Below are 6,883 nucleotides of genomic sequence, written 5' to 3' on the forward strand. Positions count from 1 at the left end.
GGGAGCGCTTACAGGATCAGGAGTTCGTTCGACATGCTGCACTCGCCTCGTCTCACCCAGCTGGCCCTGTCCATCGCCCTGGCGGTCGGTGCGCCCCTGGCCGTTGCTGCAGAGCCGGCCAAGGCCGCCGCAGTGCCCGCCACCGAGGTCACGGCCAAGGCGCCACTGCCACTGGAAGAGCTGCGCACCTTCGCCGAGGTCATGGACCGCATCAAGGCGGCCTATGTAGAGCCAGTGGACGACAAGACCCTGCTGGAAAACGCCATTAAAGGCATGCTCAGCAACCTTGACCCGCACTCGGCCTACCTCGGCCCCGAAGACTTCCAGGAGCTGCAGGAAAGCACCAGCGGCGAGTTCGGCGGGCTGGGCATCGAAGTAGGCCAGGAAGACGGCTTCATCAAGGTGGTCTCGCCTATCGATGACACCCCGGCCTCCCGGGCTGGCGTGCAGGCCGGCGACCTGATCGTCAAGATCAACGGCGCCCCGACCCGCGGCCAGACCATGACCGAAGCGGTCGACAAGATGCGCGGCAAGGTTGGCGAAAAAATCACCCTGACCTTGGTGCGCGACGGCGGTAACCCGTTTGACGTGACCCTGGCCCGCGCGGTCATTCAGGTCAAAAGCGTGAAGAGCCAGCTGCTGGAAAACGACTACGGCTACATCCGTATCACCCAGTTCCAGGTCAAGACCGGTGACGAAGTGGGCAAGGCCCTGGCCAAGCTGCGCAAGGACAACGGCAAGAAGCTGCGCGGGGTCGTGCTGGACCTGCGCAACAACCCGGGCGGCGTACTGCAATCGGCGGTGGAAGTGGCCGACCACTTCCTGACCAAGGGCCTGATCGTCTACACCAAAGGCCGCATCGCCAACTCCGAACTGCGTTTCTCCGCCGACCCGGCCGACGCCAGCGAAGGCGTGCCACTGGTGGTGCTGATCAACGGCGGCAGTGCCTCGGCCTCCGAGATTGTCGCCGGCGCCCTGCAGGACCAGAAACGCGCTGTGCTGATGGGTACCGACAGCTTCGGCAAAGGCTCGGTGCAGACCGTGTTGCCACTGGCCAACGACCGTGCCCTGAAGCTCACCACCGCGCTGTACTTCACCCCCAATGGCCGCTCGATCCAGGCCCAGGGCATCGTCCCCGATATCGAAGTACGCCCGGCCAAGCTCACCGCTGAAGTCGACACCGACAACTTCAAGGAAGCGGACCTGCAGGGGCACCTGGGCAACGGCAACGGCGGCGCCGACCGCCCGACCGGGAGCAGCAAGCGCAAGGAGCGCCCACAGGATGACGACTTCCAGTTGAGCCAGGCGCTGAGCCTGCTCAAAGGGCTGAACATCACCTCAGGCAAGTGATTCACCCTATGCGGTATCTGCTGTGTCTGTTGTTCTGCCTGTTGGCCGGGGTCGTGCAAGCGGCACCGGCCAACAAGGCCTACATGAGCATCATCATCGACGACCTGGGCCAGAGCACCGAGCGGGACAGCCGCACCCTCGCCCTGCCCGGCCCGGTGACCATGGCGATCATGCCCGACACCCCCCATGCCAGCGATTTCGCCCGCCAGGCCCATAAGGCCGGCAAGACGGTGATCCTGCACATGCCCATGGACCCTGCCACCGGGCCCTATGCCTGGCACCCCGAGTTGCCGCTGCCGGTCCTGGCCAGCAGGCTGGACGCAGCCTTGGCCAAGGTGCCATTCGCCGCCGGCATCAACAACCACATGGGCAGCCGCATGACCGCCCAGCGTGATGCCATGACCTGGTTGATGGGTGAGTTACAACAACGTCACCTGTTCTTCGTCGACAGCCGCACCAGCGCGGCCACCGTGGCCGCCGCCGAGGCCCAGCGTATCGGCCTTGCCCACGTTTCGCGCGATGTGTTCCTCGACGATGTACGCACTACCGAGGCCATCACCGGCCAGTTGCAGCAAGGCATCGCCCTGGCGCGCAAGCAGGGTTCGGCCGTGCTGATCGGCCACCCTTACCCGCAAACCCTGCAAGTACTGGAACGTGAGCTGCCCCAGCTCAGGCGCCAGGGCATCGAGCTGATCAACCTGAAGCAGATGATCGCCGAACGTAGCAACCAGGCCATGCCCGCCCATGGCAAGCACGGCCAGTACAGCAATCGCTGAAGTGCTCAGGTGAAGTCGATAATGCCCGCCACGTCAGCCAGCCGCAGTTCGCCCCGGTAGATATCCAGCAAGTCGCGCCCACTGGCGGCCGCACGCATCTGCGCCAAACGCCCCAGCTTGCGCTGCGACCAAAGTTTCAGGTGCCCCTTGGTGAAATCGCTGGCTGGTGTAGTGCTGCTGGGGTAATGGAAGTGCGCCTCCCACAGCCCCTCACCCACGGCTCTGCCTTCCCTGGGCAAACGCCGGACTTCGTAAATATCCAGATAATCGCTGGCCGCAAGTGCCTTGAGCGTCCCGACACGCTGGATGGTTATCAGTTTCTGCTCGTGCAAATAGCGCAGGCCGTTGGCGTTAGGAGAACTGGTCGAGTAGTACAAGGCCGTCAGGAAATCACGGCGGACAGTCTGTAACCGCTCGACTGCGGCGGTCAGCCCTTCGAATAGCTCATCCCCGGGTGAATGCCCGGCCAATGCCTCATTGAGCTTTTCCAGATGCCCGTCGATGATGGTTGCCAGGTTCAGGGGCTCATTGGCTTTCAGGTACCCTCGCGCCAGGCCGACAACCGCGTCAGTCTGATTTATAAACGCCCGGGCCTGTTTACGGCTGACATGCGGATCAAGCGGTGAGCGCGGGTCTTCCTGCGCTTGCTCAAGCGCGTCCTCGACCCATGCATCGTCCTGCTGCCGAAATGTCTTGAGCACGTGTTGAGTGCGAGAGTCACGCTGCTGCACAAGCGCAACGCCATCCACTTCGACTTCCTCGGCCAACACACTGCGCCCCTGCTGTGTACGCGCCAAGTGCCTTCGCCCTCCTCTGGGTGCATGAACCTGGACGCGCATGGGCCGCAACTCCTGCAACTGCTCTTCCCGAACCCATTGAGCCATTTCCTTTTCAGCCGCGCCTTTCAACTCACCCAACACCTTCTGGTAGGCCTTCAGCTGCTCCGCCTTGATCGCGGCACCGCCTACACTGGCGAGGTAGTCCGCCATGGTCGATGCTTCTTCATAAACTTCCAGCACCCCTTTCAAGACCTCGATGCGGTCCGCCACGCCCAACGTGCTGCCGGCAAGGTCACCGTGCGCACTACCGGCACTTCTCAGGTTGCTCCCCGACAGGTATTCGAAATAATCCTGCAACACACGTTCCTCGACATCGGCAAGCCGATCGAGGGTGAGCTCGCCCAGATCCTGGAGCAGGCGGAACTTAAGGTCCACCGCCGTCAGCCGCCGCTGTTCGATCTGGCTTTTAAGCTCCCTGTCCTTACTTATACGCGCCTCGGTTTCACGATCGCGGAAAGAGAAGGTATCGTCGTTGAGCGTTTCTTCGAGCAGACGGTCAAACAGGCTGGAAGCATCGACCATGTCCATTTCCCATTTCACAACGGTCACAAGTTCCTGACGAAACGCTACATACAGCGCAATTTCCGCCTCCCCCTCAGGGTGAACCGTAATCTGCTCCGCGAGCGTATCGATGTCAGCATTGTTAATGAACTTGGCCAGCTCATTGTAAAAGGTCGCGACACTGTCAATCAGGTCCTGCCGACTACTATTACGCAGGTCAGCCAATGCACCGGTAAAGGTAGGATCGTCATGCCTGAAGGCATAAAGCTCGCCGAGAACGGCGTCATGCTCGACCAGGTTATCGATGACAGCCTTCAGTTCGTACGCAAGCTTGATGTTGATCTGCTTGCGCAAGCGGCGGGTCAGTTCAAGCTCTTGCAGGTTGAGCTCGTCGGGCTGCTCGATCGCCTCCAGCACCTGGATCCGCTTGTCCTTGGCTATCAGCAAATCACGGTGCCGGTTGAGTGGTTCAGCCAACGCGTTATGCCGCTGGGAAAGCTCTATTTCTTTGGCTTTTAGCGCCTCGATCTTGCGCTGGTTTTGCTCCTTGAGCAGTGTGCGCCGGCTCTTGGGCATACCCCCTCGCAAACGCAAACCCGCATCGATATGCCACTGCCCGTACTTGGGTTCAAGCCAAGGCCCCATCTCCCCCGTCGTGGTCACGACACGCACACGGTCATTGTCGGGCTGCACTTCATAAACATCACCGGCAAGGGTCACGTACAAGCGCTGTGCTATCTGATAGAGACCTTGCCATGGGCCGCTCTGGATCACTTCAAGGCCATTGACCGAGACGGGTGAACGCAACTTCAGCAATGCGCTGCGCCGCTCAGGCGCAAGCAGGTTGAAACCCTGCATGTCACGCCAACGGGTTTCCAGCAACGTGGATACCTGTTCACCCAAGCCACTGGGCAAACCTACCTTGCCTTGGGCCGGTGAGTCGCCGGCTACGGCCTCGAATGCACCGGCCAATGGCAGCTCCGGGTACTCAACCCGGCCACCCGGCGGCGTCGTGCCCTCAACAGCGGAAGGCAAGCGCGCTTGCAGAAGGGCCATGGCTGCATTCAATACCAGGTCCACCACCGCTGCCGATCGTTCAAACTCACTGCCGTGCTGCCAGGTCGCTACGTCACGCGTGATACCTGACATGGCTTGAGCCAGCCAAGCTACGGTGGCAACAGGGCCACGCAGCAGCAACGTCGCCACATCAAACAGCAGCCAGGCACCCTTGACCAACAGTGCCCAGCGGCTTTCTGCATTGGATACGGCATTACGGTCCGCCAGCTCGATCAACAGCTGCCGATTGGCGTTGTACAGGTAGGTGTCGACATCCGCCTTCCAGAACTGTGCACTGAAACTGGCGGGTTGAGCGGGCTCAGGCAAAATCGAGGTATCGATGATCGGCCGGCCCAGGTGCGGCTCCAGGAAACCGCCATTGTCGTAGACCGGCCTGGCCGACGCCGGCAGCCACGTCAGAATGCTGTCCTGCAACGCGCCTGCCTGGCGGATGGCTTTCATCATGTGCGAAAGGCTGGCGAACTCTGTCAGCGCCGCATTGCCATACAGAGGGCGGTACAACAGCACCGTCGAAGGTTCCGTGCATTTCAGCACATACATACCCGTTACCTGGTCGGGCTCACGCGCATCCGGCGCTCGCTTGAACGCCAAGGGCATCAGCACACTCGCTGGCAATTCCGTATCCAGCAGGCCACGGCAATAATCACCCACAGCCTGCAAGCCTGCCTCACTCAATGTGCCACCCATTCTGGCCGACAGGGCGCAGAACAACAGTGAGCATCGCCACTCTCGCGCGAACCGGGCCATGCGCACTTGACGTGTATAGGGCTCGTCCAGCTTGTCGGCGACGTACGTGGGGTAATGAGCACCGATATCGACCCTGGCGACCAGTGCTTTCAAGTAATCCAGTGTGAGCCAATCCATGATCAGCTGGCCTTGCGAATGGCTGACCCCCGTCAACGTTGCACCATCGAGCGAAGCCAGGTTGCCGATGGCAAACTCCGTCAGGCTCATGCTGCGATGCTCCACAGCGCCGCCACCGGGCCCGGCACCGGCGCCCCCTGGTATTCCCCTGGCGAGGGTGAGCGTGAGTTGCAAGTCGTCGGCAAAGTAGTTGGCATCCACCGGATGGTCAGCCAACATTTCTGCTCTCAGCCGTTGGCTGGCATAGCTGTACAGGTCCAGCACATCGTCCAGTGCACCTGTGCCATCCGACTGTGCCTGGGCCAGCGCAAGGTCAAACAGGGCAGCCTGGCAGGCGAAACTGTTCGGTGCACTGGCGGCCAGCAGCCCCGGCGGCACATCAGGCTTGCTGTCATTACCCGCACGGTAACCCTCGATGAACCACTGAGCGGGGTCCGTTACGCGAGCGTAGGCTTGCTCCAGGGCTTCCACGCTCTCAACGTGCATGTACCGCAGGCGCCGCGCCGAGGTAAGCATGCGCTCCAGCAGCAGTGTGCATTGCTGCGCAAAGCTGTCGCCCTCCAGCTCATGGCGGTCCCACGTCATCGAATCGAAACGGTAACGCTCCGCCAAGCGTTCACGCAGTGCCAAGGCAAATGCGTCGAATGTGTCATAAGCCAACACCACACTCGATGGCGCACACCACACAACGGCCTGCGCTTCATCACACTCACCCTGTAGCAGAAGGTCTGGCAGCAGTAGCGAGACTGTCTGCCCATCCAGCAGCAGGTGAACTTCAACAACAAAAACCGAAGGTTGCTGCTTACCGCCCTGAAGCAGACCGAGCACACAGGCCCTTTGCAGGTCATCCAGGCCCTGCAACGGCAAGTTCTGCAAGAGCGCAGCACGCATGGCCAGCGCCAACCAACGTTCACGAGGCGCGCCCATGCTGCCCGTTTGCGACCAGTAGTCCACCTGGGCCTGGCTGAAATACTCCGGCAGCGTCAGCACAAGGTCTTCCAGGTCGCTCAGGGCGTTGGTGATTGCCACCATGTTGTAGGTGAGCGAATTTCCCTGCTGATCCTTCAGGTAGTAGGGCGCTTGTACGGCAATATGGAAAGTGCCTCCGGCTGCCCCGAGGGACATAAGCGGGCGCCCTGACTGCAGGCTTTCCATGACGCAATCGACCAAGGGCCGAGACGTCCAGCTGTCGTAAGGGCGGGACGACTCGGCTTTATCCACAGGCACCAGCAGCGTGATGTACTCAGCCGATGGCAAGGTGGCAGTAGCAAGAATTGGAACATGGCGGGTCAGGACCATGAGCAACTGCTCGCTGGCCACTTCACGCATCGTAGGGCGTTTGGCGAACTCGGCACTGACAGCGGCATGAAGATCCGGGATGGGCGTTTGCTCGAAAGCCATGCGGTGGCTCCTTGTGAATGACGATCAGCAAGGATGAAGAGCAGCCGCCACGCCATGCGGTATCTATTTAATCGG

Annotated in this window: 3 protein-coding genes; 2 read left to right on the forward strand and 1 reads right to left on the reverse strand. The window is 61.1% G+C overall.

The genetic code is table 11. The features are described from left to right. Positions 1 to 33: 33 nt before the first annotated feature. Both APH36_RS23740 and APH36_RS23745 read left to right on the forward strand, forming a co-directional pair. Entirely contained in the window at positions 34 to 1,350 is a 1,317-nt protein-coding gene (locus APH36_RS23740; RefSeq protein WP_060500663.1) for a S41 family peptidase, read from the forward strand. Between the two features lie 8 nt (positions 1,351 to 1,358). Next, entirely contained in the window at positions 1,359 to 2,126 is a 768-nt protein-coding gene (locus APH36_RS23745; protein ID WP_060500665.1) for a divergent polysaccharide deacetylase family protein, read from the forward strand. 5 nt (positions 2,127 to 2,131) lie between these two features. On the opposite strand, the gene APH36_RS23750 is transcribed toward APH36_RS23745, so the two are convergent. Further along, positions 2,132 to 6,808, reverse strand: a complete 4,677-nt coding sequence (locus tag APH36_RS23750; protein ID WP_060500667.1) for a dermonecrotic toxin domain-containing protein — start codon at positions 6,806 to 6,808, stop codon at positions 2,132 to 2,134. Positions 6,809 to 6,883: the final 75 nt, after the last annotated feature.

Origin of the sequence: Pseudomonas sp. NBRC 111133, assembly GCF_001320605.1 — a bacterium.
Taxonomy (GTDB): Bacteria; Pseudomonadota; Gammaproteobacteria; order Pseudomonadales; family Pseudomonadaceae; genus Aquipseudomonas; species Aquipseudomonas monteilii.